28 protein-coding genes and 1 pseudogene are annotated in these 26511 nt (G+C 55.0%); 16 read left to right on the top strand and 13 right to left on the bottom strand.

Features of this window, described 5'->3' with window-relative positions; all coding sequences use genetic code 11:
* Positions 1-11: 11 nt before the first annotated feature.
* Positions 12-1286, bottom strand: coding sequence for an MFS transporter (locus tag ACNQ0W_RS12195; protein ID WP_116329938.1), 1275 nt, complete (start codon positions 1284-1286; stop codon positions 12-14).
* Positions 1287-1481: 195 nt separating this feature from the next.
* On the opposite strand from ACNQ0W_RS12195, the gene ACNQ0W_RS12190 reads away from it, so the two are divergent.
* Positions 1482-3332 carry an isovaleryl-CoA dehydrogenase gene (locus tag ACNQ0W_RS12190; RefSeq protein WP_417933201.1) on the top strand — a complete coding sequence of 617 codons (1851 nt, stop codon included), beginning with the start codon at positions 1482-1484 and terminating at the stop codon, positions 3330-3332.
* A 53-nt stretch (positions 3333-3385) separates the two neighbouring features.
* Here the strand turns inward: ACNQ0W_RS12190 and ACNQ0W_RS12185 are convergent.
* The 3 genes and pseudogenes from ACNQ0W_RS12185 to bsmA all read right to left on the bottom strand — a co-directional run.
* A pseudogene (locus ACNQ0W_RS12185) lies at positions 3386-5032 on the bottom strand (methyl-accepting chemotaxis protein); the annotation flags it as partial.
* Between the two features lie 170 nt (positions 5033-5202).
* Positions 5203-5478: a DUF1471 family protease activator YjfN gene (gene yjfN / locus ACNQ0W_RS12180; protein WP_003856009.1), complete on the bottom strand. Its 276-nt coding sequence runs from the start codon at positions 5476-5478 to the stop codon at positions 5203-5205.
* Positions 5479-5626: 148 nt separating this feature from the next.
* Positions 5627-5956 carry a biofilm peroxide resistance protein BsmA gene (gene bsmA / locus ACNQ0W_RS12175; protein WP_003856011.1) on the bottom strand — a complete coding sequence of 110 codons (330 nt, stop codon included), beginning with the start codon at positions 5954-5956 and terminating at the stop codon, positions 5627-5629.
* A gap of 137 nt (positions 5957-6093) precedes the next feature.
* Between bsmA and yjfP the strand changes: the two genes are divergently transcribed.
* The gene (yjfP, locus tag ACNQ0W_RS12170) at positions 6094-6816 is read left to right on the top strand and encodes an esterase (protein WP_062932479.1); all 723 of its coding nucleotides are present in this window, start codon (positions 6094-6096) and stop codon (positions 6814-6816) included.
* Here the strand turns inward: yjfP and ulaR are convergent.
* Together ulaR and ulaG are read right to left on the bottom strand one after the other, a co-directional pair.
* Positions 6813-7568: an HTH-type transcriptional regulator UlaR gene (gene ulaR, locus ACNQ0W_RS12165; protein ID WP_003856014.1), complete on the bottom strand. Its 756-nt coding sequence runs from the start codon at positions 7566-7568 to the stop codon at positions 6813-6815. The genes yjfP and ulaR overlap by 4 nt on opposite strands.
* A 110-nt stretch (positions 7569-7678) precedes the next feature.
* Positions 7679-8743, bottom strand: coding sequence for an L-ascorbate 6-phosphate lactonase (gene ulaG, locus ACNQ0W_RS12160; protein ID WP_006810379.1), 1065 nt, complete (start codon positions 8741-8743; stop codon positions 7679-7681).
* 359 nt (positions 8744-9102) lie between these two features.
* Between ulaG and ulaA the strand changes: the two genes are divergently transcribed.
* The 6 genes from ulaA to ACNQ0W_RS12130 are packed head-to-tail and all read left to right on the top strand — an operon-like array spanning position 9103 to position 13510.
* The gene (gene ulaA / locus ACNQ0W_RS12155) at positions 9103-10503 is read left to right on the top strand and encodes a PTS ascorbate transporter subunit IIC (protein ID WP_417933200.1); all 1401 of its coding nucleotides are present in this window, start codon (positions 9103-9105) and stop codon (positions 10501-10503) included.
* A 12-nt stretch (positions 10504-10515) separates the two neighbouring features.
* Positions 10516-10821 carry a PTS ascorbate transporter subunit IIB gene (ulaB, locus tag ACNQ0W_RS12150; RefSeq protein WP_003856022.1) on the top strand — a complete coding sequence of 102 codons (306 nt, stop codon included), beginning with the start codon at positions 10516-10518 and terminating at the stop codon, positions 10819-10821.
* Positions 10822-10830: 9 nt separating this feature from the next.
* A complete protein-coding gene (gene ulaC, locus ACNQ0W_RS12145; protein WP_003856024.1) occupies positions 10831-11298 on the top strand; it encodes a PTS ascorbate transporter subunit IIA in 468 nt (155 codons plus the stop codon).
* 12 nt (positions 11299-11310) lie between these two features.
* The gene (gene ulaD, locus ACNQ0W_RS12140) at positions 11311-11961 is read left to right on the top strand and encodes a 3-keto-L-gulonate-6-phosphate decarboxylase UlaD (RefSeq protein WP_003856025.1); all 651 of its coding nucleotides are present in this window, start codon (positions 11311-11313) and stop codon (positions 11959-11961) included.
* A 9-nt stretch (positions 11962-11970) separates the two neighbouring features.
* The gene (locus ACNQ0W_RS12135; RefSeq protein WP_047052615.1) at positions 11971-12831 is read left to right on the top strand and encodes an L-ribulose-5-phosphate 3-epimerase; all 861 of its coding nucleotides are present in this window, start codon (positions 11971-11973) and stop codon (positions 12829-12831) included.
* Complete coding sequence (locus ACNQ0W_RS12130; protein WP_047052614.1) at positions 12824-13510, top strand: L-ribulose-5-phosphate 4-epimerase; 687 nt, start codon at positions 12824-12826, stop codon at positions 13508-13510. The genes ACNQ0W_RS12135 and ACNQ0W_RS12130 overlap by 8 nt, the downstream gene beginning before the upstream one ends.
* 135 nt (positions 13511-13645) lie before the next feature.
* Here the strand turns inward: ACNQ0W_RS12130 and yjfY are convergent, their stop codons facing one another.
* Positions 13646-13921, bottom strand: coding sequence for a DUF1471 family protein YjfY (gene yjfY / locus ACNQ0W_RS12125; protein ID WP_062932477.1), 276 nt, complete (start codon positions 13919-13921; stop codon positions 13646-13648).
* Positions 13922-14261: 340 nt separating this feature from the next.
* Between yjfY and rpsF the strand changes: the two genes are divergently transcribed.
* The 5 genes from rpsF to ACNQ0W_RS12100 all read left to right on the top strand — a co-directional run bounded on the left by rpsF (position 14262) and on the right by ACNQ0W_RS12100 (position 16783).
* On the top strand, positions 14262-14657 hold the full coding sequence (gene rpsF, locus ACNQ0W_RS12120) for a 30S ribosomal protein S6 (protein WP_003856034.1): 396 nt from the start codon (positions 14262-14264) through the stop codon (positions 14655-14657).
* Positions 14658-14663: 6 nt separating this feature from the next.
* Positions 14664-14978: a primosomal replication protein N gene (gene priB, locus ACNQ0W_RS12115; protein WP_003856035.1), complete on the top strand. Its 315-nt coding sequence runs from the start codon at positions 14664-14666 to the stop codon at positions 14976-14978.
* 4 nt (positions 14979-14982) lie between these two features.
* A complete protein-coding gene (gene rpsR / locus ACNQ0W_RS12110) occupies positions 14983-15210 on the top strand; it encodes a 30S ribosomal protein S18 (RefSeq protein WP_000135199.1) in 228 nt (75 codons plus the stop codon).
* Positions 15211-15251: 41 nt separating this feature from the next.
* Complete coding sequence (gene rplI / locus ACNQ0W_RS12105; RefSeq protein ID WP_003856039.1) at positions 15252-15701, top strand: 50S ribosomal protein L9; 450 nt, start codon at positions 15252-15254, stop codon at positions 15699-15701.
* Between the two features lie 152 nt (positions 15702-15853).
* The gene (locus ACNQ0W_RS12100) at positions 15854-16783 is read left to right on the top strand and encodes a DMT family transporter (protein ID WP_047052612.1); all 930 of its coding nucleotides are present in this window, start codon (positions 15854-15856) and stop codon (positions 16781-16783) included.
* Between the two features lie 46 nt (positions 16784-16829).
* Here the strand turns inward: ACNQ0W_RS12100 and ACNQ0W_RS12095 are convergent, their stop codons facing one another.
* Complete coding sequence (locus tag ACNQ0W_RS12095; protein WP_015572481.1) at positions 16830-17468, bottom strand: OapA family protein; 639 nt, start codon at positions 17466-17468, stop codon at positions 16830-16832.
* Between the two features lie 231 nt (positions 17469-17699).
* Here ACNQ0W_RS12095 and fklB point away from each other — a divergent pair, with 231 nt between their 5' ends.
* Positions 17700-18320, top strand: a complete 621-nt coding sequence (fklB, locus tag ACNQ0W_RS12090; RefSeq protein ID WP_008502892.1) for an FKBP-type peptidyl-prolyl cis-trans isomerase — start codon at positions 17700-17702, stop codon at positions 18318-18320.
* A gap of 314 nt (positions 18321-18634) precedes the next feature.
* A complete protein-coding gene (cycA, locus tag ACNQ0W_RS12085; RefSeq protein ID WP_062932476.1) occupies positions 18635-20044 on the top strand; it encodes a D-serine/D-alanine/glycine transporter in 1410 nt (469 codons plus the stop codon).
* 86 nt (positions 20045-20130) lie between these two features.
* On the opposite strand, the gene ytfE is transcribed toward cycA, so the two are convergent.
* On the bottom strand, positions 20131-20793 hold the full coding sequence (gene ytfE / locus ACNQ0W_RS12080; protein WP_017383941.1) for an iron-sulfur cluster repair protein YtfE: 663 nt from the start codon (positions 20791-20793) through the stop codon (positions 20131-20133).
* Between the two features lie 245 nt (positions 20794-21038).
* Between ytfE and ACNQ0W_RS12075 the strand changes: the two genes are divergently transcribed.
* The gene (locus ACNQ0W_RS12075) at positions 21039-22688 is read left to right on the top strand and encodes a methyl-accepting chemotaxis protein (protein ID WP_062932475.1); all 1650 of its coding nucleotides are present in this window, start codon (positions 21039-21041) and stop codon (positions 22686-22688) included.
* A gap of 87 nt (positions 22689-22775) precedes the next feature.
* Here ACNQ0W_RS12075 and ACNQ0W_RS12070 read toward each other — a convergent pair whose 3' ends face one another.
* The 4 genes from ACNQ0W_RS12070 to ACNQ0W_RS12055 form a co-directional block, all read right to left on the bottom strand.
* On the bottom strand, positions 22776-23741 hold the full coding sequence (locus ACNQ0W_RS12070; RefSeq protein ID WP_017383939.1) for a DMT family transporter: 966 nt from the start codon (positions 23739-23741) through the stop codon (positions 22776-22778).
* A 75-nt stretch (positions 23742-23816) separates the two neighbouring features.
* Entirely contained in the window at positions 23817-24641 is an 825-nt protein-coding gene (locus ACNQ0W_RS12065; RefSeq protein ID WP_017694662.1) for an AraC family transcriptional regulator, read from the bottom strand.
* A gap of 314 nt (positions 24642-24955) precedes the next feature.
* Entirely contained in the window at positions 24956-25444 is a 489-nt protein-coding gene (locus ACNQ0W_RS12060) for a hypothetical protein (protein WP_062939334.1), read from the bottom strand.
* Positions 25437-26288 (bottom strand): winged helix-turn-helix domain-containing protein, encoded by an 852-nt coding sequence (locus tag ACNQ0W_RS12055; protein WP_062932473.1) that lies wholly within the window; start codon positions 26286-26288, stop codon positions 25437-25439. Before ACNQ0W_RS12055 ends, ACNQ0W_RS12060 begins: the two co-directional genes overlap by 8 nt.
* Positions 26289-26511: the final 223 nt, after the last annotated feature.

Below are 26511 nucleotides of genomic sequence, written 5' to 3'. Positions count from 1 at the left end.
GGGCAACAATCTCACTCCTCTAACGACCGTAAATGGTCATCCTTCCTCAGCGTCATCAGCGCGAAAATACTCACCACCGCCGTTGCCATCACATAGTACGCCGGAATATCCAGATTGCCCGTCTCTTTAATCAGTCCGGTAATGATCAGCCCTGCACAGCCTGAGAAGATCGCATTCGACAGAGAATAGGCCAGCCCCAGCCCGGTATAACGCACGCGCGTCGGGAACATCTCAGACAGCATTGCCGGCCCCGGCCCTGCCAGCATCCCCACCAGACCTCCCGCAATCAGCACCACAATCGCTTTAACCGCCAGCGTGCTGGAATCCGCCTGCAAAATTTTCAGCAGCGGCAGGGCGAGGATCAGCAGGAGCACGGTGGCGATAATCATCACCGTCCGCCGCCCGATCCTGTCGCTCAGCATGCCCGACGGAATGATCGTGAGCGCAAACCCAATGTTAGAAATCACCGCAATCAGCAGCGCCTGGTTAAAACCGGTGTGCAGCGCAGATTGCAGATAGGTCGGCATAATCACCAGATAGGTATAACCCGCCGCAGACCAGACCATCACGCGGCCAATGCCCATCAGGATGGTTTTGAACGTGGCGGCGGGGCTGGCCTGAGTCACAACCGGTTTTTCCCGTTGCTGCACAAAGCTCGGCGTCTCTTCCATGCTCACCCGCAGCCATAGCGCGACCGCACCCATCGGCAACGCCAGGAAGAACGGAATGCGCCAGCCCCAGTCGTGCAAGGCTTCAGGGGAGAGAAGGGCAGAGAGCAACGCGACAATGCCTGCGCCCGCTAACAGCCCGAGCGCCACGGTGAAGGACTGCCATGCCCCGTAAAGACCGCGCTTGCCGCGCGGGGCGAACTCCGTCATCAACGAGACCGCACCGCCATACTCACCGCCCGCGAACAGTCCTTGCAGAATACGCAGGAGCGTAACGATCAGCGGCGCGGCAATCCCGATACTGGCGTAGTCCGGCACCATACCGATGGCAGCGGTGGCGAGCGTCATCAATACCAGCACAATAATCAGCGTCGGTTTGCGGCCAATCCTGTCGCCAATGCGGCCAAAGACCACCGCACCCAGCGGACGGAAGAAGAAAGCGATGGCGAACGAGGCCCAGGTGAGGATCAGGCTGGTGAGCTCCGCTTCCCCCTCAAGCTGGAAGAAGTTTCTGGCAATCACCGTTGCCAGAAAACCGTAGACCACAAATTCATACCACTCGATGAAATTACCGATGGAGCCTGCAATTAATGCACGCTTGTGCGCATCCTGTTGCATAACGATCCTCACATAAACGGGGTAAGAATAAATTATTCAGCATTAGTGAAGTAATGAAATAGTTTATTCTTATGTTCTGTGAGCTATTTCACGAATGATATCAACACGATCGTCATCGTGTGAGCCCCCTCCCATGCAGCGTGCATGCCCTCTGTCCATACTTACCTTTATTGCCAATGAAAGGAGGGAGACAGCATGCACTGGCAGACACATACCGTTTTTAATCAACCTGCACCGCTATCGAACAGCAATCTTTTTCTCTCTGATTGCGCCCTGCGCGATGCGGTAGCGCGCGAAGGGGCTGAGTGGGATGTGGATCTTCTTGCCAGCATCGGACAGCAGTTGGGTACGGCGGAGTCGCTGGAGCTGGGCAGGCTGGCGAACGTTAATCCGCCGGAGCTGCTGCGTTATGACGCCACGGGAGAGCGGCTGGACGACGTCCGCTTTCATCCGGCATGGCATCTTCTGATGCAGGGGCTTTGCGCCAACCGGGTGCACAACCTGGCGTGGGAGGAGGAGGCGCGGAAAGGATCGTTCGTCGCCCGGGCCGCGCGTTTTGTGCTTCATGCTCAGGTGGAGGCGGGAACGCTATGCCCGGTGACCATGACCTTTGCGGCCACGCCGCTGTTGCTACAGTCGCTGCCCAAACCGTTTCACGACTGGTTAACGCCGCTGATGAGCGATCGCTACGATCCCCATCTCGCGCCGGGCGCGCAAAAGCGCGGCCTGCTGATCGGCATGGGAATGACGGAAAAGCAGGGCGGTTCGGACGTACTCAGTAATACCACCAGAGCAGAGAAATGCAGCGATGGCAGTTACCGGCTGGTGGGGCACAAATGGTTTTTCTCCGTGCCGCAGAGCGATGCGCATCTGGTGCTGGCGCAGGCGAAGGGCGGCTTGTCCTGCTTTTTTGTCCCGCGTTTCTTACCCGACGGGCAACGCAATGCCGTGCGCCTTGAGCGTCTGAAGGACAAGCTCGGCAACCGATCAAATGCCAGCAGTGAGGCTGAGTTCCTTGATGCTTCCGGCTGGCTGCTGGGCGAAGAGGGGGAAGGCGTCCGGCAAATTCTGAAGATGGGCGGGCTGACGCGCTTTGACTGCGCGCTTGGCAGTCACGGACTGATGCGCCGTGCGCTCTCGGTGGCGCTTTATCATGCCCATCAGCGGCAGACCTTCGGCAAAAATCTGATCGACCAGCCGTTAATGCGCGACGTGCTAAGCCGTATGGCGCTGGTGCTGGAGGGACACACGGCACTGCTGTTCCGCCTCGCCCGGGCGTGGGATAACCGCACCGACCCGCAGGAGGCCGCATGGGCGCGGCTATTCACTCCGGCGGCAAAATACAGCGTCTGCAAAGCGGGCATACCGTTTGTGGCAGAGGCAATGGAGGTGCTGGGCGGCGCAGGCTATTGCGAAGAGAGTGAGCTTCCACGGTTGTACCGTGAAATGCCTGTCAACAGCATCTGGGAAGGCTCTGGCAATATTATGTGCCTGGATGTACTGCGCGTACTGGCGAAGCAGTCGGGTATTCTCGACCTGCTCGCCGATGATTTCGCGCAGGTCAAAGGCCAGGACAGGCATTTCGATCGCAGCTGGCGGCAGCTACAGCAGAAGCTGCGTAAACCGCAGGAAGCGCAGGGCAGGGAGATCGCGCGGCACCTCTTTTTACTCGGGGCCGGAAGTCAGATGCTGCGGCACGCATCGCCGCCCGTGGCGCAGGCGTGGTGCCGCATGATGCTGGATACCCGGGGCGGCACGCTGAACAAGGTGAGTGAAGGCCATGCGCTTTCTGAGCAAACGCGTCTGGCGATGGATGCCATCATTGTTCATATCGATAACATCAGCCAGCTTGTCACCGAGATCAACCACGCCTCCCGCGAGCAATCTGCGGGGATTGGTCAGGTGAATCTGGCGATGACGCACATCGGTGAGGCATCACATATCAATGCCGATCGCATCTCACGCAGCGAGCAGACGGCACAGACGCTGCGCGAGAAGGGTTCCCATCTCACCCGGCTGGTGAGCCTGTTCCAGCTGAAGGCTTAACCGACCCGGCCCGTGGCGCGCAGCAGCAGGTCGGTTTGCACCTGTTCGCTCATCAGCGTGCCGCCAATCAACTGCTCAATCTCTTTCACCGCGTTGGCGCTGCGTGCGGCCAGGGCGCGTACCTCTTGCGCCACCACTGCGAAACCTTTCCCGTGCTCGCCCGCCCGCGCCGCTTCAACCGCCGCATTAAGCGCCAGGATATTGGTCTGGAAAGCGATGGACTCAATCACGCGGGTGATGTCTTCAATGCGTTTCGATGCATCACGAATATCATCCATGGTGGAAACTGCGTGGGTCACCGTCTCTCCACCCTGATGCACCGCGCGCGAGGTTTCACCCACCAGCTGCTGCGTTTGCTCCATGTTGGCGGCATTTTGCTGCACGGTGGCGGCTAATTGCTCCATGCTGGCGGAGGTCTCCTCAACGCTGCTGGCCTGCTTGTTGATCTGTTCAGAGATCTCGCCGGTATCTGAAGCCAGCGCGTTAGTCCCCAGATGGATTTCGCTTGCGGCCTCGCGGACCTGCAACACAATTTTTTGCAGGCCGCCCCCGATCCCGTTGATGGCATCAATCAGCTGGCCGACCTCATCCTGGCGGGTTACCGGCAGGCTGGCGCGCAGATCGCCTGCGGCATACTGCCGGGCAAGCGCGATCACTGCGCGCAGTGGGCGGGTTAGCATCCGGCGAATGAGGATAACGAACAGGCCCGCGAAGAGTGCGGATAGCACCACGCCCGCCATCAGGAAGCGATCGCGCAGCGTGGTGACGCTTGAAAGCAGTACGGCTTTATCCACTTCACCCACGATGGTCCAGTTCCAGCCCGGCAGCGGCGTGTAGGCGACTTTGAGCGTACGGCCATCCGCGCTCACGCGTTCCAGCGTGCCGGCTTTATCGCTCAGAAGCTGTTGCTGTGTCGCCGTGTCCCAGTTGGGCAGTTTGCCCTCTTCGCTGGCATGGAACAGATACTGTCCGCGCGTTTTGCCGCTGCTGCGATCCAGTACAAAGAAGTGACCGCTCTCGCCCAGACGACGGTTAAGGATTTTCTCGCGCATGACGTTCCACGAATGGGTGATGTCCACGCCGACAAAGATAATCCCGATAACCTGGCCTTCCGCATTTTTAACAGGCTGGTACTGCGTGATATAGCGCTTGCCGAACAGCAGCGCGAGGCCGCGATAGACCTCCCCTTTGGTGACAGCCGCAAATGCCGGGCTGGTGGTATCAAGAACGGTTCCAATGGCGCGGTCGCCATTCTCTTTACGCAGCGACGTGGCCACGCGGATAAAATCGTTACCGCTGCGGACAAATAGCGTCGAGATGGCTCCCGTTCGGCTCAGGAAGTCATCAGAAAGCGTATTGTTTTCATGCAACTCCGTTTCGCCGCCTTTCAGCAGAGGAACGGTAAGCCCGTTTATGGTCCGGCTCTGGCTGCTGTCGCTGTTCAGCGGCTGTGGCAAAAAGGTCGTGAACAGACGGGTATAGCTTTCAACCTCTTCGCTCAGGCTGGTGTTGAACATCTCAACCATATCCACCATGCCGGTGGACTGGTTGTGCAGGTCTTCAACCGCAAGATCTTCAAGCTGCTGGCTGGCGTTGTGGCTCAACAGAAAAGTGAACAGCAAAAAAAGCGTGGCGACACTTGCACCTGTTAGCAGCGATAGCTTCGTGCCCAGACCTGCCCGGCGGAAAAAGGTGATCATAAATTGCTCATTATTGAAAAGTGATGGCTGTTCAACGGCAGAGCAGAGATAACGTTTACCTGTTTAATGTAACTGAATGTTACATGTTTGTTTTTGTTAGGTTTCGGGAGAGATAAAAAATTTGCAAAAGTGAAAAGCCACTAAAATTAAGTGGCTTTTATCGGAAGGGATTATGCATAAAGAATGGCCTGCACGCGCCAGTGATTAACATGGTGATCTTCCTGCATCTGGACGATGCGATACCAGGAAGCGCCCTGTTCATCGGCCTTCAGGGCGACGACACGTTCAACGTCTTGCGGACTCCCCGTGATATTATTGACGGAGATCTGACCAATCTCGTTCAGGCCCGTGACGCAATCCGCGCTGGCAAATTCGGCCGACTGCGCCGTGGTGCTCAGCAGGCCCGCTGAAAGCAATAGCGTCGTTAAAGCAAGGGTTCGTTTCATCGTCAGCTCCTTTTCACGTGTCTCCGGTATCCGCCGGGCAATCCTTCGCAAATAAACTCATTTCCATTGTTGCTGGCATGGAGTTTATTGTGGACAGGAAAATGTCTACGGACGCAAAGCAGTGTAAAAGTCGTTCAAATGATGATGCTTACTTACGGTACAAAATGCCCTGGGCGTACCACTGTCCCGTAATAATGGTTTCATCAATCATCGTGATGACGTAATAATCTGCTTTTGCGGCAACGGCCTGAGCTTCAATTGCGTCTTCTGCATCATCCGGGGAACCACGAACCATCGCGGATACGGTACCCAGGCGTTGTAATCCTTCCGTCTGATTACGACGAATTTCCTGAGGATGATCGGTAACCGGCGGCGCCGGTTCTGGCGTACCCTGCAATACGGAACATCCGCTGAGCAGCGAGACCAGCAATAAAGCGGTAAGCCTGCGCATAAACCTGTCTCTTTTCCTGATAGCCATAGTGTAGTTGTCTGCGAATTTAGTTTTGGGGGAATGTTCCCGAAGTGTTATCTGGGACGTAGATTTCGAATGAAAATATCGTGAAACCGTAATCCAGCTCTCAACATTATGAATCATTCATCAGCACAGGATCGACAATGATTGAAATTGAAACTCGCCAGCTGAGTGAGCATGAAATCATCCATGCTTTTCCGGCTGGTAAAGGTGAACTGCCGCTGCCGACGGTAGTTTTCTATCATGGCTTTCTCTCCTCGAAGCTGGTCTACAGCTATTTTGCCGTCGCGCTGGCGCAGGCCGGTTTCCGGGTGGTCATGCCTGATGCGCCGAATCATGGGGCACGCTTTACGGGCGATGCGCAGGCGCGGCTGGGGCTGTTCTGGCAAACGCTGCACGGCAATCTGACCGAGTTCGCCGGGCTGCGTGACGCGCTCTTGCAGGCCGGGCTGGTGGAGGGGAAACGGCTGGCGGTCGCAGGCGCATCAATGGGCGGAATGACGGCGCTGGGGATCATGACCAGGCATCCGGAGGTGACGTCCGTGGCTTGCCTGATGGGATCGGGCTACTTTACATCACTGGCAAAGACGCTGTTCCCGCCGCAGGCACCTCAGGAGATTGAGACCCTGTTGTCTGAATGGGACGTCAGCCATGCGCTTTCGCAGCTGGCCGATCGTCCGCTGCTGCTGTGGCATGGGGATGCCGACGACGTCGTACCGCCCGGTGAAACGTTTCGCCTGCAACAGGCGCTACAGCGTGAAGGGCTGGACAGCAATCTGACCTGCCTGTGGGGAGCAGGTGTCCGGCACCGTATTACCCCGGCCGCGCTGGAGTCAACCGTGGAATTCTTCCGTCAGCACCTTTAAACGCGCAGCACTGTGACACCCTGATCCTCGAGCTTGCTGAGGATCTCGGGGTTGGCGTTTTTGCCGGTGATCACCATGCTGATTTGCTCGGCGCGGCTGAAAAGCATGCCAGCGCGTTCACCGACCTTGCTGCTGTCGACCAGCACCACCAGCTTGCCCACCACGTTAAGCATGTTCTGCTCTGCCATTGCGGTGAGCATATCGGTTTTATACAGGCCATCCGCCGTCAGGCCTTTGCCGCTGGTAAACATCCAGTGCCCGGCGTAGAGGCTGTTTTCACTGTCCTGCGGGCTCAGGGTGATGGACTGGCTCTTGTTATACTGGCCGCCCATGATCACCACGCTTTCATGTTCCTGGTCAATGAGATAGTTGGCCAGCGGCAGATAGTTGGTAATGATTTGCACCGGCTTGCCGCACATCTCACGGCCCAGCAGAAACGCCGTCGAACCGCAGTTGATTACCACGCTCTCCCCAGGATTCACCAGCTGTGACGCCGCTCTGGCAATCCGCACCTTTTCATCGTGATTCTGCGCCTGGTGGATGTTCATCGGCGTCCAGCGTGGACGCTGCTGGCTGATGGCCTCTGCGCCGTTGCGGACTTTTTTCAGCTTGCCGCTCTCATCCAGCTTGTTGATGTCCCGCCGCGCGGTAGCGGGGGAGATCCCTAAACGTTCGATCACTTTCTCGACGGTGATAAACCCTGTTTGCGCCAGGAGTTCCAGTAAAATTTGATGCCGTTGCGCTTCCGTCATGAGCTATTCCGATAAGAATTGATTTGAAAAGATGATATTTGAAATAGCGTGAAATTACTAAAATAAAAATGACATCGCCAGACGCAGGGTCTGGCGATTGGGCCTCGGTATCAGAGGAAGGACTTGAACGGCAGGTCTGGTTCAATCGTAAAGCAATCATCGAAACCACGCGGGTAGTGGTACTCAAGATTGTCTTTATCCAGCGGCCAGGTGAACTTGCCGCCAACCTGCCAGATGAACGGCTTGAAGCCATACTTGAGGCGGTCTTTTTTCATCTCCCACAGGACGCGGATCTCTTGCGGATCGGCCTGGAAGTTTGACCAGATATCATGGTGGAACGGGATCACCACTTTGGTGTTCAGCGCTTCGGCCATACGCAGCATGTCCGCGCTGGTCATTTTGTCGGTGATCCCGCGCGGGTTTTCACCGTAAGAGCCAAGCGCCACGTCAATCTGGTGCTCGTTACCGTGCTTCGCGTAGTAGTTGGAGTAGTGGGAGTCACCGCTGTGATACAGGGAACCGCCAGGCGTTTTGAACAGGTAGTTCACCGCGCGCTCATCCATCCCGTCTGGCAGTACGCCTGCGGCTTTCTGATCGGCAGGCAGGGTGATCAGCGCGGTGCGGTCAAAGGCATCCAGCGCGTGAATCTCAATGTCTTTGATTTTCACCACGTCGCCCGGCTTCATCACGATGCAGCGCTCTTTTGGCACGCCCCAGCCAATCCACAAATCCACGCAGGTCTGCGGCCCGATAAACGGTACGTCGTCCGCGCAGTTTTGCATTACCGCTGCCGCCACGTTCACGTCGATATGATCGTTGTGATCGTGGGTAGAGAGAACGGCATCGATCTGGCGAATGGCAAAAGGATCAAGCACAAAAGGCGTGGTGCGCAGGTTCGGCTGGAGCTTTTCAACGCCGGCCATACGCTGCATCTGGTGGCCTTTTTTCATCAGTGGATTACCGTGGCTCTGTTTGCCGGTGCCGCACCAGAAATCGACACAAATGTTGGCGCCGCCTTCTGATTTCAGCCAGATCCCGGTGCAGCCCAGCCACCACATCGCAAATGTGCCAGGAGCAACCTGTTCCTGCTCGATCTCTTCGTTCAGCCAGCTACCCCACTCCGGAAAGGTACTCAGAATCCATGATTCACGGGTGATGGTTTTCACTTTACTCATCGTTTGACTCCTGGTTTTAATCAAAAGTAATCATACTGTGACTTGTTGTGATTAATGCTGGCACTGTTTGAATCGATTTGCAATGGCTGTTTTGCGGAAAATTCCCCTCGCCACATCACAGAAAAAACATCATGACGTTGTTAAGATAACCGCTATAAATGATTAATATATTGAAATTTAAGAATTTATTTATTTGGTTATATCGGTAGTGAAAATCATTACTAACACCATGGAAATAAATTGCGTGATCCGTCACAAATAATCAAATGCAATCTTGTGGTGATTATTTGTGATTAATAGAGTGATGACACCAACCACACAGGGATTGCCCCTCGTGTTCTCATTTTCTGGAGAGAGTTATGGAGATCCTCTACAACGTCTTTACCGTTTTCTTTAATCAGGTAATGACCAACGCCCCGCTGTTGCTGGGTATCGTGACGTGCCTGGGGTACATCCTGCTGCGCAAAAGCGTCAGCGTGATTATCAAAGGCACCATCAAAACCATCATTGGTTTTATGCTGTTGCAGGCGGGGTCTGGCATTCTGACCAGCACGTTTAAGCCGGTTGTTGCCAAAATGTCAGAGGTATACGGCATTAACGGCGCCATCTCTGACACTTACGCGTCCATGATGGCCACCATCGATCGCATGGGAGATGCGTACAGCTGGGTTGGGTATGCGGTACTGCTCGCGCTGGCGCTGAACATCATTTACGTGCTCCTGCGCCGCATCACCGGTATTCGCACCATCATGCTCACCGGGCACATCATGTTCCAGCAGGCGGGGCTGATTGCGGTTTCTCTCTATATCTTCGGCTATCCAATGTGGACCACCGTCATCTGCACGGCAATACTGGTCTCGCTTTACTGGGGCATCACCTCCAACATGATGTATAAGCCAACGCAGGACGTTACGGACGGCTGCGGCTTCTCCATCGGTCACCAGCAGCAGTTCGCCTCCTGGATTGCTTACAAAGTTGCGCCGTACCTGGGCAAAAAAGAGGAGAGTGTTGAAGACCTCAAATTGCCTGGCTGGCTGAATATCTTCCACGACAACATCGTCTCCACGGCAATTGTGATGACCATCTTCTTCGGTGCCATCCTGCTCTCCTTTGGCATTGACGTGGTGCAGGCAATGGCGGGTAAAACCCACTGGACGGTCTATATCCTGCAAACCGGTTTCTCCTTCGCCGTGGCCATTTTCATCATCACCCAGGGCGTGCGTATGTTCGTCGCCGAACTGTCGGAAGCGTTTAACGGCATCTCCCAGCGCCTGATCCCTGGCGCGGTGCTGGCGATTGACTGTGCGGCTATCTATAGCTTTGCGCCAAACGCCGTGGTCTGGGGCTTTATGTGGGGCACCATCGGCCAGCTGATTGCGGTTGGCATCCTGGTGGGCTGCGGCTCCTCAATCCTGATTATTCCTGGCTTTATCCCGATGTTCTTCTCCAACGCCACCATCGGCGTGTTCGCTAACCACTTCGGCGGATGGCGCGCAGCGCTCAAAATCTGTCTGGTGATGGGCATGGTTGAAATCTTCGGGTGCGTGTGGGCGGTCAAGCTCACCGGCATGAGCGCCTGGATGGGTATGGCGGACTGGTCAATTCTGGCGCCGCCGATGATGCAGGGCTTTGCCTCCGTCGGGCTGGTCTTTATGGCCGTCATCATCCTGATTGCACTGACTTATATGTTCTTCGCTGGCCGTTCGCTGCGAGCTGAAGAAGATGTGGAAAAACAAACAGCAGAAGTTTCTGCTCACTAAGGAGTTTCGATTATGACCGTACGTATCCTGGCTGTGTGTGGCAATGGGCAAGGAAGCTCCATGATCATGAAAATGAAAGTGGATCAGTTTTTAACCCAGTCAAACATTGACCACACGGTGAACAGCTGCGCAGTGGGTGAATACAAAAGTGAACTGAACGGCGCGGACATCATCATCGCCTCAACGCACATTGCCGGTGAGATTAGCGTCTCGGGGAACAAATATGTGGTAGGCGTACGCAACATGCTGTCGCCTGCGGATTTTGGGCCAAAACTGCTGGAAGTGATCAAAGAACACTTCCCACAAGACGTGAAGTGAGGACGCCACATGAAACTACGTGATTCGCTGGCAGAGAATAACTCCATCCTTTTACAGGCCGAAGCCAGCACCTGGCAGGAAGCGGTGAAGCTGAGCGTGGATCTGCTGGTTAAGGCGGACGTTGTCGAGCCGCGTTATTACCAGGCCATCCTGGATGGCGTGGCGCAGCACGGTCCCTATTTTGTGATTGCCCCGGGGCTGGCAATGCCGCACGGCCGCCCGGAAGAGGGTGTCAAGAAAACCGGTTTTGCGCTGGTGACGCTGAAAACCCCGCTGGTGTTCAACCATGAAGATAACGACCCGGTCGACATTCTGATCACTATGGCGGCTGTCGATGCCAACACCCACCAGGAGGTGGGCATCATGCAGATCGTCAACCTGTTTGATGATGAAGCTAATTTTGACCGTTTACGCGCCTGCCGTACCGCGCAGGACGTGCTGGATTTAATTGATAACGCCACTGCGGCGGCCGTTTAAGAGGAATTGAAAATGTCATTACCAATGTTGCAGGTCGCGCTGGATAACCAGACTCTGTCTCACGCTTACGAAACCACCCGTCTGATTGCGGAAGAGGTGGACATCATCGAAGTCGGCACCATTCTGTGCGTGGGCGAAGGCGTTCGTGCGGTTCGTGACCTGAAGGCGCTCTATCCGCATAAAATCGTGCTGGCGGATGCCAAAATCGCCGACGCGGGCAAAATCCTCTCTCGCATGTGCTTTGAAGCCAACGCCGACTGGGTCACCGTGATCTGCTGTGCGGATATCAACACCGCGAAAGGCGCGCTGGACGTGGCGAAAGAGTTCAACGGCGACGTGCAGATTGAACTGACCGGTTTCTGGACCTGGGAGCAGGCGCAGGAGTGGCGCGAAGCGGGTATCCAGCAGGTGGTTTATCACCGCAGCCGTGATGCGCAGGCCGCAGGCGTGGCGTGGGGCGAAGCCGATATCAGCGCGATCAAACGTCTGGCCGATATGGGCTTCAAAGTGACCGTCACCGGTGGCCTGGCGCTGGAAGATCTGCCTCTGTTCAAGGGGATTCCAATTCACGTCTTTATTGCCGGTCGTAGCATTCGCGATGCGGAATCTCCGGTGGAAGCTGCGCGTCAGTTTAAACGCTCAATCGCTCAGCTTTGGGGTTAAGGAGCGGGTATGTTGTCAAAACAGGTCCCGCTTGGCATCTATGAAAAGGCACTCCCTGCGGGGGAGTGCTGGCTGGAGCGGTTACAGCTGGCGAAGCAGCTGGGTTTCGATTTTGTCGAAATGTCGGTGGATGAGACGGACGAGCGTCTTGCTCGCCTGGACTGGAGCCGCGACCAGCGTCTGGCGCTGGTGAGCGCCATTGCCGAAACCGGCGTGCGCGTGCCATCCATGTGCCTGAGCGCTCATCGTCGTTTTCCGCTTGGCAGCGAAGATGATGCCGTACGCGCCGAAGGGCTGGAGATCATGCGTAAAGCCATTCGCTTTGCACAGGATGTCGGCATCCGCGTGATCCAACTGGCGGGTTACGATGTTTACTATCAGGAAGCCAACGATGAAACGCGCCGTCGTTTCCGTGACGGCCTGAAAGAGAGCGTTGAGATGGCAAGCCGTGCGCAGGTGACGCTGGCGATGGAGATCATGGATTATCCGTTGATGAACTCCATCAGCAAGGCGCTGGGCTACGCGCACTATCTGAATAACCCGTGGTTCCAGCTTTATCCGGATATCGGCAACCTGTCGGCATGGGATAACGACGTACAGATGGAGCTTCAGGCGGGCATCGGGCATATCGTGGCGGTACACGTAAAAGATACCCGTCCTGGCGTGTTCAAAAACGTACCGTTCGGTACCGGGGTGGTGGACTTCGAACGGTGCTTCCAGACGCTCAAACAGACAGGTTATTGCGGGCCTTACCTGATTGAGATGTGGAGCGAAACCGCGGACGACCCGGCGGCAGAAGTGGCGAAAGCCCGGGACTGGGTGCGCGAGCGCATGGCGCGGGCAGGGCTGATGGAGGCGGAACATGCTTAAGCTGAAACAGCAGGTCTTTGAAGCCAATATGGATCTGCCGCGCTATGGACTGGTGACGTTTACCTGGGGCAACGTAAGCGCCATCGATCGCGAGCAGGGGCTGGTGGTCATTAAGCCGAGCGGCGTGGCCTATGACGCCATGAAAGTGGACGATATGGTAGTGGTTGACCTGGAGGGACGCGTCGTTGAAGGCAAATGGCGACCTTCTTCTGATACGGCAACCCATCTGGCGCTGTACCAGCGTTACCCGTCCCTGGGGGGCGTTGTGCATACCCATTCCACGCACGCCACCGCCTGGGCACAGGCCGGGCTGGCGATCCCTGCTTTGGGTACGACGCACGCAGATTACTTCTTCGGCGATATTCCCTGCACGCGAGCGTTAACGCAGGCTGAGGTCGAAGGCGAGTACGAACTTAACACCGGCAGGGTCATTATCGAAACGCTGGGTGAGACGGAACCACTGCATACGCCGGGTATTGTGGTGTACCAGCATGGTCCGTTCTCCTGGGGTAAAGATGCGCATGACGCCGTGCATAACGCGGTGGTGATGGAAGAGGTGGCCAGAATGGCGTGGATTGCGCGCGGCATTAACCCACAGCTTCAGGGCATTGATGATTACCTGATGAACAAGCATTTCATGCGTAAGCACGGCCCGAATGCTTATTACGGACAGAAGTGAATAAGTGCTCTGGAATACCGAAACAGTTGTAACCGGTGGTATTCCGGAGCCATTCATAAAAAAAGCCCCCTGGCAGGGGGCAAATCATATATGGCTTTGATTTTCGTTGGCTTTCCTGGTGCTGGCGATAAAGCGTTACTGGTAAATATCTGCACTGGCGTGCATATTACCGTTGCTGCCGGGCTCACGTGTCAGCATGACGTGATAGTATTTTGCGCCCTGCGCATCAGTTTCTTTATTAAGCGCCTGATCTGCTTCACTTTCAGTGGCGAAGTTATGATTGATGTAAATAACGCCTAAGCTCTGCACATCATCCATGTTTCTGGCCTGTTGGCTGTCTATTCTGATGGCTGCCATCGCGTTTGCACTGAGCAAAAGCGCAGCCAAAATGGCGATTGCGATTCTTTTCATGATATGCGCTCCACGACTACGTGCTGTGATACGGGGTAATGCTCTCCTTCTCTGTTCAGGGTTTCTGATTAAAGTGTAATCGCTACTCGGGTAGCGATGGGTGACCATTTCTGATGGTGTTGTTCAAAAAAACAGCGCTTCTGATGAGTGCGATTTTAAATCACCCACTTAGAACAGCTTTACCCTTTGTGCGAATTATTTGTGCAATCAGCTTGAGTTTCCTGGGGGGCGCAAGTATTATGACGCGTCAATTTTTCAGCCGACCTTTAACACGTTCCTTGCCTCCCCGGGCCTCGGCTGACCCAGACAGGAGGCTGAATAATCCGTAAGGAGCAATTCGATGCGTCATTACGAAATCGTTTTTATGGTCCACCCTGACCAGAGCGAACAGGTTCCGGGCATGATCGAGCGTTACTCTGCTGCCATCACTGGTGCAGAAGGCACGATCCACCGTCTGGAAGACTGGGGCCGCCGTCAGCTGGCTTACCCGATCAACAAACTGCACAAAGCACACTACGTTCTGATGAACGTTGAAGCTCCGCAGGAAGTGATCGATGAGCTGGAAACTACCTTCCGCTTCAACGATGCCGTTATCCGCAGCATGGTTATGCGTACCAAACACGCAGTGACCGAAGCATCTCCGATGGTTAAAGCGAAAGACGAGCGCCGTGAGCGTCGCGATGATTTCGCAAACGAAACCGCAGATGATTCTGATGCTGGGGATTCTGAAGAGTAATTTCTGATGACCAACCGTCTGGTGTTGTCCGGCACCGTGTGCAGGACCCCCCTTCGAAAGGTCAGCCCATCAGGAATTCCGCATTGCCAGTTCGTGCTTGAGCATCGTTCTGTGCAAGAGGAAGCCGGGTTTCACCGGCAGGCGTGGTGCCAAATGCCCGTGATTATTAGCGGACACGAAAACCAGGCCATTACTCACAGTTTAACGGTCGGTAGCGCAGTAATCGTTCAGGGGTTCATTTCTTGCCACAAGGCAAAGAACGGTCTGAGCAAAATGGTTCTGCATGCCGAGCAGATTGATTTGATAGATTCTGGAGACTAGCCATATGGCACGTTATTTCCGTCGTCGCAAGTTCTGCCGTTTCACCGCGGAAGGCGTTCAAGAGATCGACTATAAAGATATCGCAACGCTGAAAAACTACATCACCGAAAGCGGTAAGATTGTCCCAAGCCGTATCACCGGTACTCGTGCAAAATATCAGCGTCAGCTGGCTCGCGCTATCAAACGCGCTCGCTACCTGTCTCTGCTGCCGTACACTGATCGTCATCAGTAATCGGGCACGGTCCATTAATACGACTTTAAGAGGATAAGGTAATGCAAGTTATTCTGCTTGATAAAGTAGCAAACCTGGGCAGCCTGGGTGATCAGGTAAACGTTAAAGCGGGTTACGCTCGTAACTTCCTGGTTCCACAGGGTAAAGCTGTTCCAGCTACTAAGAAAAACGTAGAGTTTTTCGAAGCACGTCGTGCTGAACTGGAAGCCAAACTGGCTGACGTTCTGGCGGCTGCTAACGCTCGCGCTGAAGCAATCAACGCACTGGGCACCGTTACTATCGCGTCTAAAGCTGGCGACGAAGGTAAACTGTTCGGTTCCATCGGTACCCGCGATATCGCTGATGCAGTTACTGCGGCAGGCGTTAAAGTGGCTAAGAGCGAAGTTCGTCTGCCGAACGGCGTTCTGCGTACCACTGGTGAGCACGAAGTTGACTTCCAGGTTCACAGCGAAGTGTTCGCTAAACTGGTTGTTAACGTAGTAGCTGAGTAATTTTTTACTCTGCTCACGTCGAAGCGCCGGCCTTGTGCCGGCGTTTTGCTTTTTAGCATGACCCTGCGTCATCTTTTGCTCTTGTAAGGTCGCTATTCCTGACGCATTCTCTGATAATAAATTGAAACGCAATTTTATTTATGAGATTTGTCATGGATACTGCCCTGCCCACGCCCGTCTTTGCCCGTCGACATGTGGCCTATGCCTGCGCCACGCTCTGCTGTCTGCTTTGGGGAAGCTCGTACCCGGCCATTAAAAGTGGCTACGAACTCTTTCAGATCGCGACCGACGATATCCCCTCCAAAGTCGTCTTTGCCGGATACCGTTTTCTTTTTGCCGGTGCGTTGCTGCTGCTTTTTGCCCTGGCCCAGCGAAAGCCGATTGGCAGGCTCACGCCCACGCAGTTTGGCCAGCTCACGCTCCTCGGACTGACCCAGACCTCCCTCCAGTACACCTTCTTTTATATCGGCCTGGCCTACACGACCGGGGTGAACGGCTCCATCATGAATGCCACCGGGACCTTCTTCAGCGTGCTGCTGGCGCACTTTATCTACCACAACGACAAACTCAGCTATAACAAAACGCTGGGCTGTGTTCTTGGGTTTGCCGGGGTGATGCTGGTGAACTTCCACAGCGGGTTAAGCGATTTCCAGTTTGTCTGGAAAGGTGACGGATTTGTGGTGCTGGCGGCCTTTATTCTCTCTGCGGCCACGCTTTACGGGAAACGCATTTCCCAGACCGTTGACCCGACGGTGATGACTGGCTGGCAGCTGGGGATAGGCGGGGCGGCACTGGTTGCGGGAGGCTATGCCACGGGCGGGACGCTGGAGGTGCACAGCATGAAAGCCGTCGCCGTGCTGGGGTATCTGACGCTGCTCTCATCCGTGGCGTTCGCCCTGTGGAGCGCGCTGCTGAAAGTGAACCGCGTGAGTATGATTGCCCCGTTCAACTTCGTCATTCCTGTAGCAGGAACGGTGCTCTCCGCCATCTTCCTTGGCGAAAACATTCTGGACATCAAATACGCGATTGCGCTGGTGCTGGTCTGCTCGGGGATCGGGTGGGTGAATAAACGGCGTGCCTGAGAACAAAAATGCCGGGCGGCGGCTTCGCCTCACCCGGCCTGGGCCATTAACGTGCTCTGATAAAACTGCCGTCCGGCTGGCGGGTAAACAGTACCTGCTGCCCGTTTCCGGTATCGATCGTTAACCCGGTCACCACGCCGCTGGCATTCTGGCGGATCTGCACCATCTGACCATTTTGCAGGTTGCTGAGCGGCTTGCCTGCCCCCTCGACTTGCGCCATGGCATACACATCCGTTGCTGGCAGATTGTGGTCGCGGAACAGCTGGGCAAGGGTTTTCCCTGGCTCTACGCGATACGAACGCCACTGCTGCTCAATGCCGGTGGGCTGTTGCGCCTGTGGCTCTGAAGGGGCGGCGGCCTGCTCCTGATCTTCCTGAACCGGTTCAGGTTCAACCGGCGCAACCTGGCCCGGATCGTTAGACGGTGTGACCAGCTGCGTCTGCATCGGCTGTGAATCCGGCTGCGGCTGGCTTTGCGACTGGATATCGAGCTCAGCATTCCGGCTGACCGGCGCGGTATCAACGTTGTCACTGCCGGAAGGAAGCAGGAAGCCGATGACGATCAGCAACGCGCCGATGATAATGCCTCTGCGGTGCAAAGGCGGCAGCGGGTCCATGATGCGAAAGTTATCCGGCGCATGCCAGATTTTCGCCAGGGTAGGTTTCAGTTCAAATCGCCCGGGCATGGCTCTCCTCCTGCTCCGCGTCTTTTTATCCTGTCCTGAGAAGTGTAGTTTGCTAACTGCCTGATGGGCGTAACAAAGCCAGCTTTCGTGACATATATTAGGGAAAATCCTGACGGCTACTATTGTTTCCGTTTCGTCGCAGTTTGTCACCTTTACTTAAGACAAAGTTTTACCCATAAGGGCATGGCTGATATGCTGCCCGCTACTTTAAATGTGATGGAAGGAAAACCCATGACCACCCCGACTTTTGACACTATCGAAGCGCAGGCAAGCTACGGCATCGGCTTGCAGGTAGGACAGCAGCTGAGCGAATCCGGCCTGGAAGGTCTGTTACCGGAAGCGCTGGTGGCGGGTATCGCTGACGCGCTGGAAGGCAAGCAGCCCGCTGTGCCGGTTGACGTTGTGCACCGTGCGCTGCGTGAAATCCACGAACGTGCTGACGCCGTACGTCGCGCGCGTTTCGAAGAGATGGCGGCAGAAGGCGTGAAATATCTGGAAGAGAACCGTGAGCGTGAAGGCGTGAACAGCACCGAGTCCGGCTTGCAGTTCCGCGTAATCAATCAGGGTGATGGCGCAATCCCGGCGCGTACCGACCACGTTCGCGTACACTACACCGGTAAGCTGATCGACGGTACCGTGTTCGACAGCTCCGTCGCGCGTGGCGAACCGGCTGAATTCCCGGTTAACGGCGTTATCGCAGGCTGGATCGAAGCCCTGACCCTGATGCCAGTAGGTTCCAAATGGGAACTGACTATCCCGCACAACCTGGCTTACGGCGAGCGTGGCGCTGGCGCGTCCATTCCGCCATTCAGCACCCTGGTGTTTGAAGTCGAGCTGCTGGAAATCCTGTAATCGGTTTTTCTTATTTTCCTCTCTCCGATCGGGGAGAGGAAAATAGCGATAAAACCCGGAGTTACGACGGAATCAACATTTTGTATTGCAAACGAAACTGTTACGTGTATTTTTGTGAGCTGTTTCGCGCTGTATGAGTGATATGACACTCACTTTCAACATATTATTAACATAATATTCAAATCATAGTATTCATCCCGCCGATTCTTACCTACTATCGATTAGTCCTTACACAGGGGCCGTCATTTATTTGGCGTAAATAAAGGCCAGAAGAGCCTTAACAACACAGACAGGCATAAACAGGAAAATATCACATGGTAGATCAGGTCAAAGTCGCCGCCGCAGAAGAGGCGACGTCTGAACAGTCGCTACGGCGAAATCTCACGAACCGTCACATTCAGCTTATTGCCATTGGCGGAGCCATCGGCACCGGGCTGTTTATGGGCTCGGGCAAAACCATCAGTCTTGCCGGCCCGTCGATCATCTTCGTTTATATGATCATCGGTTTTATGCTCTTTTTCGTGATGCGTGCAATGGGTGAATTGCTGCTCTCGAATCTCGAATACAAATCCTTCAGCGACTTCGCGTCAGACCTGCTCGGCCCGTGGGCGGGCTATTTTACCGGCTGGACCTACTGGTTCTGCTGGGTGGTTACCGGCATGGCGGATGTTGTCGCTATTACGGCCTACGCCCAATTCTGGTTCCCCGGCCTGTCGGACTGGGTGGCTTCGCTGGCGGTGATTGTTCTGCTGCTGAGCCTGAACCTCGCCACCGTTAAAATGTTCGGTGAGATGGAGTTCTGGTTCGCGATGATCAAAATCGTCGCCATCATCGCGCTGATTGTCGTCGGGCTGGTGATGGTGCTGACGCACTTCCAGTCGCCAACCGGCGTACAGGCGTCGTTTGCCCATCTGTGGAATGACGGCGGCTGGTTCCCGAAAGGGATCAGCGGCTTCTTTGCCGGCTTCCAGATTGCAGTGTTCGCGTTTGTCGGGATTGAGCTGGTCGGCACCACGGCGGCGGAAACCAAAGATCCGGAGAAATCCCTGCCGCGCGCGATCAACTCCATTCCGCTGCGTATCATCATGTTCTACGTGTTCGCGCTGATCGTCATTATGTCCGTGACGCCATGGAGCTCGGTGGTGCCAACCAAGAGCCCGTTCGTCGAGCTGTTCGTGCTGGTGGGGCTGCCTGCTGCCGCGAGCCTGATTAACTTCGTGGTGCTGACCTCTGCGGCCTCTTCCGCGAACAGCGGCGTCTTCTCCACCAGCCGTATGCTGTTCGGTCTGGCGCAGGAGGGCGTTGCCCCGAGCGCGTTTGCCAAACTGTCTAAACGCGCGGTACCGGCGAAAGGGCTGACCTTCTCCTGCATCTGTCTGCTGGGCGGTGTGGTGATGCTCTACGTCAACCCGAGCGTAATCGGCGCGTTCACCATGATCACCACGGTGTCGGCGATCCTGTTCATGTTCGTCTGGACCATCATCCTCTGCTCATACCTGGTGTACCGTAAACAGCGTCCACACCTGCATGAGAAGTCGATCTACAAGATGCCGCTGGGCAAGCTGATGTGCTGGGTGTGCATGGCGTTCTTCGTCTTCGTGCTGGTGCTGCTGACGCTGGAAGACGATACCCGTCAGGCGCTGATCGTCACGCCGCTGTGGTTTATCGCGCTGGGGCTGGGCTGGCTGTTTATCGGTAAGAAACGTATGGCGGGCATGCGCTAAGCATGTTGCTGGGTGGCGCTGACGCTTACCCGGCCTACGTTCGTGAATGTTGTAGGCCCGGTAAGCGCTAGCGCTACCGGGCTTTTTTATTTACCCGATAATGCCCGCGGGAACAGAACGTTATTCTCAAGACTGATGTGTTCCATCAGATCGTCGATCATCTCGTTAATGCCGTTGTACATGGCTTTCCAGGTGGTGCACGCTTCTGGCGGCGGTGTGACGTTGTCGGTGGTGTGTTTGATCACTTCCAGCAGTTCGCCGGCGTCATCATGTTCGCTTTCCATCACGCTGATGGGCCCCATGGCCTGGCTGCCCATGCCCTGTTTGATCATCGGGAAGAGGATCTGCTCCTCTTTCATCATGTGGCTGGAAAGCTCTTCGTGCAGCATGGTCAGGTATTTCGCCAGGCCGCGCGGTACGGAAGGTTTATCGGCATGAACGCGTTCAACTTTGGTCGCCTGTAAAATCAGCTCCGGCAGCTGCTCGCGGTGACGATCGTGGTAACGCACAATGATGTGGTCGATGATTTCAGCCAGCGGCGCGGTGCGCCAGTCTTTGTCGACGGGCTGTTCAGCCAGCTGAGCCAGCTCCGCTTCGATAGCCTCCACATCCAGCTCTTTACGCGACGCTGCGCGCGCCAGCGTTTGCTTACCACCGCAGCAGTAATCCATATCGTATTTACGGAACAGCGCAGAAGCGCGAGGGATGGAGAGCGCCAGCTCGCCTAAGGGTTGGTCGCGGAAGGCCATAGCAGTTACCTCATCATCAGGAATATAAGATGCATTTTAAATGCATCTTTAAATGGATACTATAACCCTTTAGAGGCAAGGGTGAAAATGAGAAGGGGATCACAAAAAAAGCGTGCTTTTAACTTGCTGATTGAATGCAGAAAAGGGCTTTCGAAAGTTTTTAAAGGTGGAGAAACAGTAAACAACCTGCCGCACGTGCCGATAGATACAGGTCAGACAATACCTGTATATAAAAAAGGCAACGCATGTTTAAACGTATAAAAGTCATTACTCTTTTGATTTCGGTGCTGCTTGTGCTCGGCATCATGCAACTGATCTCCGCCGGCATTTTCATCAATGCACTCAATAACGATAAAGAGAACTTCACCGTTTCTCAGCTTTCCAGCCAGAACGTCGCGGAATTTACCGACGCCTGGATCAGCCTGAACCAGGCGCGCGTCACCCTCAACCGCGGCATGCTGCGCCTGCAAAGCAGCATGGCGTCGCAAATTAACGGCGGGCAGCTGAACGAGCTGGTCAATACCGCGAAAAACCTGCTGGCCGATGCCCAGACCCATTACGATAAATACTATGCGCTGCCGGAAACGCCGGGTATGGACGAGCACCTGGCCGATCGTCTGGAAGAGCAGTACCGCGTCTACTCCGCCACGCTGACGCAAATGAACGTTCTGCTGGGGCAGGGCAATCTGGAAGATATGTTCAAACAAAATGCCGAACAGAAGCAGACCGCGATGCAAAAGGTTTATCGCGAGTGGCGTGAGGCGCAGGCCGCGCTGACCGCCAAAGGTATCCAGGACAATGAAAGCGACTACAAACGCATTCTGTGGATCCTTTCTGCGGTGATGCTGCTGGTTATCGCGGTGATTATTTCCAGCTGGATTGCGATGCGCCGCGTGCTGCTGCTGCCGCTGGAAGAGGTGATCAACCATATCCGCGCCATTGCCGCAGGGGATTTAACCCAGCCGATTCAGGCTGAGGGTAAAAATGAAATGGCGATCCTGGCGCGCAACGTTCAGGAGATGCAGACTGCGCTGGCCAACACGGTGGGCGTGGTGCGTGAAGGCGCAGATACCATCTACACCGGCGCGGGTGAAATCTCGGCAGGCAGCAACGATCTCTCCTCTCGTACCGAGCAACAGGCCGCTTCTCTGGAAGAGACGGCAGCCAGCATGGAACAGTTAACCGCCACCGTGAAGCAAAACGCCGATAACGCGCGTCAGGCGTCGCGTCTGGCGCTGGACGCCTCTTCCACCGCGAAGAAGGGCGGTAACGTGGTCGAGGGCGTTGTGCGCACCATGGATGAAATCGCCACCAGTTCCAGCAAAATCGCGCAAATTACTAACGTGATCGACGGCATTGCTTTCCAGACCAATATTCTGGCGCTGAACGCGGCGGTAGAAGCGGCGCGTGCGGGCGAGCAGGGACGTGGCTTCGCGGTTGTCGCGGGCGAGGTGCGTACCCTTGCCCAGCGCAGCGCGCAGGCGGCGAAAGAGATCAAAGCGCTGATCGATGATTCCGGCGAACGCGTTAACGCGGGCTCTCAGCTGGTGAATGAGGCGGGGGCGACGATGGCGGAGATCGTCAATGCGGTTACGCGCGTGACGGACATCATGGGTGAGATTGCGTCGGCCTCCGACGAACAGAGCCGCGGTATCGACCAGGTGGGTCAGGCGGTGGCGGAGATGGATCGCGTCACCCAGCAGAACGCCTCGCTGGTGGAAGAGTCTGCGGCAGCGGCAGCGGCGCTGGAAGATCAGGCAGCACGCCTGAACGACGCGGTGGCGGTGTTTAAGATCACCCGCAACCAGGCGGTGAAAGCCGCGCCGGTAAAGACCTATGCACCTAAAGCGCAGCCCGTAGCAACGGCGTCTGAAGCGAACTGGGAAACGTTCTAAAGGCTTGCCCGGTGGCGGCTACGCCTTACCGGGCCTACGAGGCGTTATTTTGTAGGCCGGGTAAGCGTCAGCGCCACCCGGCAGAAATCACCCCTCCGACGCCGGAACGACCATCGGTTTTTCCGGCTTCGCTCTCACCGCAATCACCACGCCAACGACCAGCAGCGCGATCCCGCAGGCCGTTAGCAGCGGCGGCACGCTCTGACGCATCAGGAAGGTATAGAGCAGCCCTGCCAGCGTCTCAAAGACAATCAGCGGCCCCAGTATCACCGTCGGCAGCTTCTGGCTGGCAATGTTCCAGCACAGCGCGCCCACCCACGAACAGAGCACGGCAATGGCGACCATTAGCCCGACGAATACCCACGGGCGCGGTCCGAAGGGCAGGGTAAATGCCGGTTGCTGGCTACCCAGCCAGACACACGCGCCCACATAGCCCAGCAACGAGACAGGGAGGGTGACCAGCGCCTGCGCCGTCGCCCACATCATCGGATGTTTATCCGGGTTTTCCCGCAGCCAGCGTGCGTTGCGCAGGGCATACCAGGCCCAACAGACAACCGAAATAAACGCCAGAAAGATCCCGGAACCGTAACGCCATAAGCTGAAGTTTTCGAGGCCGTGGCGAAGCTCGGCAATATTCACGCACACCAGCCCCACGGCAATGCAGACCAGCGCCGGCGCCATTTTTGACCACGCCAGTTTGCCGTCACGCTGGCTGTAAAGCAGGTTCGCGAAAACCGGGATGACCACCGGCAGCGTGCCGATAATCATGGTCGACACCGGCGCACCAGTGCGCTGAATGGCGCTCGCCAGACAGACGTAGTAGATCAGATTACCCATCATGGTCAGCGCCAGCGCGGTGAGCCAGTCCTGGCGGCCCAGCTGACGCAGACGCGCACGCCCCAGCCACGCCAGCGGCACGGCAATCAGACCCAGCGCCAGGTAACGTCCGGTCGACTGCAATATTGCCGGGTACTCCGGCACAATCAGCGGGCCGACAAAAATCAGCCCCCACATCAAACCCGCAAGCAGGGCATACAACACGCCGCTAATCATTTTTCCATCCATCTTGATTCACTTTGCGCTCAGTGTAGAAGGGCAAAACGCGCGCGTATTGTATGAGGTTGCGCATTAGCGCGGCATAACCTGCTTCTGGTAGCGCACGGGCGTGATGCCGTAGCGACGGGTGAAGGCGCGGGTCAGGTGCGACTGATCGGTCAGCCCGGTCGCGGCGGCCACCTCGGCGGCAGGCATGCCGTGGGTGAGGAAGGCTTTTGCGCGCCACAGCCGGATGGCCATCAGCATCTGGTGGGGCGTAACGTGGAAATGGGCTTTGAACTGGCGCTGAAAATGGTACGGGCTGAGCGAGACAACGTTAGCCAGCTCGTCCAGGGTCAGCGAGCGCATATAGTTGTCGTGCAGATAGTCGCGAACGCGTTCGAAGCGGTGCGCGGCCTCCTGCACCACCGGCGCATGGTGGGCCAGCGGCTGAAAAGTCTGAATCAAATCCAGTAGCAGCCCCTTCTGCGCCAGCGGATCGTTGGTGTGCCACAGGCCATAAATTAACCGGCCAATCTGCTGCGAGCGCAAAGGGTCGTGGCGCGTGACGTCATTAAACCACCAGTGACGCAGGCCGGTGACCTCTTCCAGCAGGTCGGGTTCGATGTAGACCATCCGGTAGCGCCAGCCGCCTTCGGTGGCGGATTCCCCGGTGTGGATCTCGTCCGGGTTCATGGTCACGACGGATTTTTCCGCGGCAAGATGCTGGGTACCGCGATAGCGGAAGCGTTCGGCACCGGTTTCGATGGTGCCGATACCGAAGGCTTCATGAGTGTGAGGCTCAAAGGCGTAGTCAGAGATATGGGCGTGATAAAGCTCCAGGCCCGGCAGCTGCGCCAGATGGCGAAAGCGCGCGCTGTCTCTCTCATCAGTGAACTGTTCCGGTACGCCTTGCACGGTGAGCCTCCTTGTGGGTCATCGCTTCATTATCAGAGATGACCCGAGGGGATGCCACAAAAAATAACCAATTTTTAACAACTACAGGATGGCTTTGACGCTTTCCGCCAGCGGTGTGTACGGCGTGGAGGTGAAAGCGGACAGTAGGAGCATTCATCAGGTGAAGATTGCAAGGGACGCTATTCAGGGTAAGCAGGTCAGTTCTCGCCGCTTGATCTATATGGAGAAAACAGCGGGAAATGAATCCTCAGCCTGTCTTACCGGAGCGACACCGGAATACTGCCCCGAGTGTACCGGGTGCAGGTTTATAATCTTTAGCGTTTTTTCACACATATAAATAAAGGAAGAGGAACATCACCAAAAACAAAGGTATTGAGATATCTTCGGACGGTGAGCCTGTTGTTTTCCAGATCAAACATATCGAAAAGCAGCCCGGAGGCCTCTGTCTCAGTCATGCTATCCCCCGGATGAGCAATAGTTTTCAAATCACCCAGGTAAAAATCGCTTTTGTTTCTACTCAGGAGCCTGAATGTTATTTCCCGATTAACCAGATGTGTATTGATAGGCGTGGGTTGTCTTGCTGATACTGAGGTACCAAAGATACTGATAATACTTTCACTACCCGCCCGTATTACCACACTGATGGTTCCATTGAAGAGATACTCATGATCGCCCGGTGAATTCATTTGCAGGGTGCCAGTACAGTTGACATTGCCACTTTTAGTCATGCTCATAATTGTGACAAGGAAGATGGTTAACAGGCCAAACAAAGCAATGGTAAATGCTTTATATTTTTTATTCATGATTAAATACGCTCTTGCAACTGGATATCTTTAGCTTGCTGTCAGCCTGGTAACTACACCTGCTGATGAATAATCGTCCTGCCTCACCAAAAATCAGACTATCTTCCTGCTGGGTAATATAGAAACTCCCGGTAAGACAAGGGAGTGTTTCCCTGGCCATCTTTTCAGTTAAGGTCAGCCGCACGGGAAGCAGTTCTTCTGAGCTTTTGTAAAACATATATACAGGGCAGCTATCAATCGTTCCGACCTGGTAGTCCCTTGCAACTTTCATCTTATTGGTGTTTAGCTGAATAAAATAACAAATAAGACACAAAATGACTAATGACAGTGCATTAATCACATGAAGTCCTATTGGCCTTTTACTATTGCTTGTAACACCATTTGTACTGATCTCTTCAGTTTCGGCAATGGTTTCAGAAAGAGCTATTAGCTGTTCTACCTTCTCAGGAAGTAAATTTTCACTAAAAGAATTTATATCCCCAGGCAACAGGTTTTGCTTTTCATAACCCGCCTCTGTCATTTTCACTTCAACATCGTTGCTCATCACAAATCCGATCCGTGGAATAGTAATGATGATATCTGCTGTTTCACCAAGCAACTGAAAATTCTTTCTGATCAGAGATACATATTGTGTAAGAGTATTGTTTGACGCTTTATACCCGTATTCATCCCAAACGCAATTAAGAATTTCATCACGGGTTAATGTTGATCCCTGATATCTGATAAACAGCGACAGCAACCGGGAAGCTGTTGCAGGGAGAAGAATGGAGTCATAACTCATACAGTTAGTTAAAGAACACTGAACGTCATCATAAACAATATTCTCATTAAAAATATAGAGCATACCCCGTCCTTAACCCTCAGGTCTTACCTGTGGCACTTTTACCTTATGAAAGCGTGAAGTTGTTTTTGGCGCAGAGTTTATCATATTGAACATATCTGTCACGTGAATATAAGGTTGGGATGGTATTTATAATAATTTGCATATTCAAATATAGATTGAACGTTCTGTTATGCCCGATTTACATACATCCTGACGGTTTGTAATACTATCTAAAGGATGAAGC

It is taken from the genome of Enterobacter cloacae complex sp. 6730903, assembly GCF_048283985.1.
Classification (GTDB): Bacteria; Pseudomonadota; Gammaproteobacteria; order Enterobacterales; family Enterobacteriaceae; genus Enterobacter; species Enterobacter hormaechei_C.
The sequence above is the reverse complement of the archived record's forward strand: the minus strand, read 5'-3'. Positions and strand labels throughout refer to the sequence as shown.

Excerpts from the sequence above, each read along its gene's own strand:
- ACNQ0W_RS12195 (WP_116329938.1), bottom strand. The coding sequence starts at position 1,286 with ATGCAACAGGATGCGCACAAGCGTGCATTAATTGCAGGCTCCATCGGT.
- ACNQ0W_RS12190 (WP_417933201.1), top strand. The coding sequence starts at position 1,482 with ATGCACTGGCAGACACATACCGTTTTTAATCAACCTGCACCGCTATCG.
- yjfN (WP_003856009.1), bottom strand. The coding sequence starts at position 5,478 with ATGAAACGAACCCTTGCTTTAACGACGCTATTGCTTTCAGCGGGCCTG.
- bsmA (WP_003856011.1), bottom strand. The coding sequence starts at position 5,956 with ATGGCTATCAGGAAAAGAGACAGGTTTATGCGCAGGCTTACCGCTTTA.
- yjfP (WP_062932479.1), top strand. The coding sequence starts at position 6,094 with ATGATTGAAATTGAAACTCGCCAGCTGAGTGAGCATGAAATCATCCAT.
- ulaR (WP_003856014.1), bottom strand. The coding sequence starts at position 7,568 with ATGACGGAAGCGCAACGGCATCAAATTTTACTGGAACTCCTGGCGCAA.
- ulaG (WP_006810379.1), bottom strand. The coding sequence starts at position 8,743 with ATGAGTAAAGTGAAAACCATCACCCGTGAATCATGGATTCTGAGTACC.
- ulaA (WP_417933200.1), top strand. The coding sequence starts at position 9,103 with ATGGAGATCCTCTACAACGTCTTTACCGTTTTCTTTAATCAGGTAATG.
- ulaB (WP_003856022.1), top strand. The coding sequence starts at position 10,516 with ATGACCGTACGTATCCTGGCTGTGTGTGGCAATGGGCAAGGAAGCTCC.
- ulaC (WP_003856024.1), top strand. The coding sequence starts at position 10,831 with ATGAAACTACGTGATTCGCTGGCAGAGAATAACTCCATCCTTTTACAG.
- ulaD (WP_003856025.1), top strand. The coding sequence starts at position 11,311 with ATGTCATTACCAATGTTGCAGGTCGCGCTGGATAACCAGACTCTGTCT.
- ACNQ0W_RS12135 (WP_047052615.1), top strand. The coding sequence starts at position 11,971 with ATGTTGTCAAAACAGGTCCCGCTTGGCATCTATGAAAAGGCACTCCCT.
- ACNQ0W_RS12130 (WP_047052614.1), top strand. The coding sequence starts at position 12,824 with ATGCTTAAGCTGAAACAGCAGGTCTTTGAAGCCAATATGGATCTGCCG.
- yjfY (WP_062932477.1), bottom strand. The coding sequence starts at position 13,921 with ATGAAAAGAATCGCAATCGCCATTTTGGCTGCGCTTTTGCTCAGTGCA.
- rpsF (WP_003856034.1), top strand. The coding sequence starts at position 14,262 with ATGCGTCATTACGAAATCGTTTTTATGGTCCACCCTGACCAGAGCGAA.
- priB (WP_003856035.1), top strand. The coding sequence starts at position 14,664 with ATGACCAACCGTCTGGTGTTGTCCGGCACCGTGTGCAGGACCCCCCTT.
- rpsR (WP_000135199.1), top strand. The coding sequence starts at position 14,983 with ATGGCACGTTATTTCCGTCGTCGCAAGTTCTGCCGTTTCACCGCGGAA.
- rplI (WP_003856039.1), top strand. The coding sequence starts at position 15,252 with ATGCAAGTTATTCTGCTTGATAAAGTAGCAAACCTGGGCAGCCTGGGT.
- ACNQ0W_RS12100 (WP_047052612.1), top strand. The coding sequence starts at position 15,854 with ATGGATACTGCCCTGCCCACGCCCGTCTTTGCCCGTCGACATGTGGCC.
- ACNQ0W_RS12095 (WP_015572481.1), bottom strand. The coding sequence starts at position 17,468 with ATGCCCGGGCGATTTGAACTGAAACCTACCCTGGCGAAAATCTGGCAT.
- fklB (WP_008502892.1), top strand. The coding sequence starts at position 17,700 with ATGACCACCCCGACTTTTGACACTATCGAAGCGCAGGCAAGCTACGGC.
- cycA (WP_062932476.1), top strand. The coding sequence starts at position 18,635 with ATGGTAGATCAGGTCAAAGTCGCCGCCGCAGAAGAGGCGACGTCTGAA.
- ytfE (WP_017383941.1), bottom strand. The coding sequence starts at position 20,793 with ATGGCCTTCCGCGACCAACCCTTAGGCGAGCTGGCGCTCTCCATCCCT.
- ACNQ0W_RS12075 (WP_062932475.1), top strand. The coding sequence starts at position 21,039 with ATGTTTAAACGTATAAAAGTCATTACTCTTTTGATTTCGGTGCTGCTT.
- ACNQ0W_RS12070 (WP_017383939.1), bottom strand. The coding sequence starts at position 23,741 with ATGATTAGCGGCGTGTTGTATGCCCTGCTTGCGGGTTTGATGTGGGGG.
- ACNQ0W_RS12060 (WP_062939334.1), bottom strand. The coding sequence starts at position 25,444 with ATGAATAAAAAATATAAAGCATTTACCATTGCTTTGTTTGGCCTGTTA.
- ACNQ0W_RS12055 (WP_062932473.1), bottom strand. The coding sequence starts at position 26,288 with ATGCTCTATATTTTTAATGAGAATATTGTTTATGATGACGTTCAGTGT.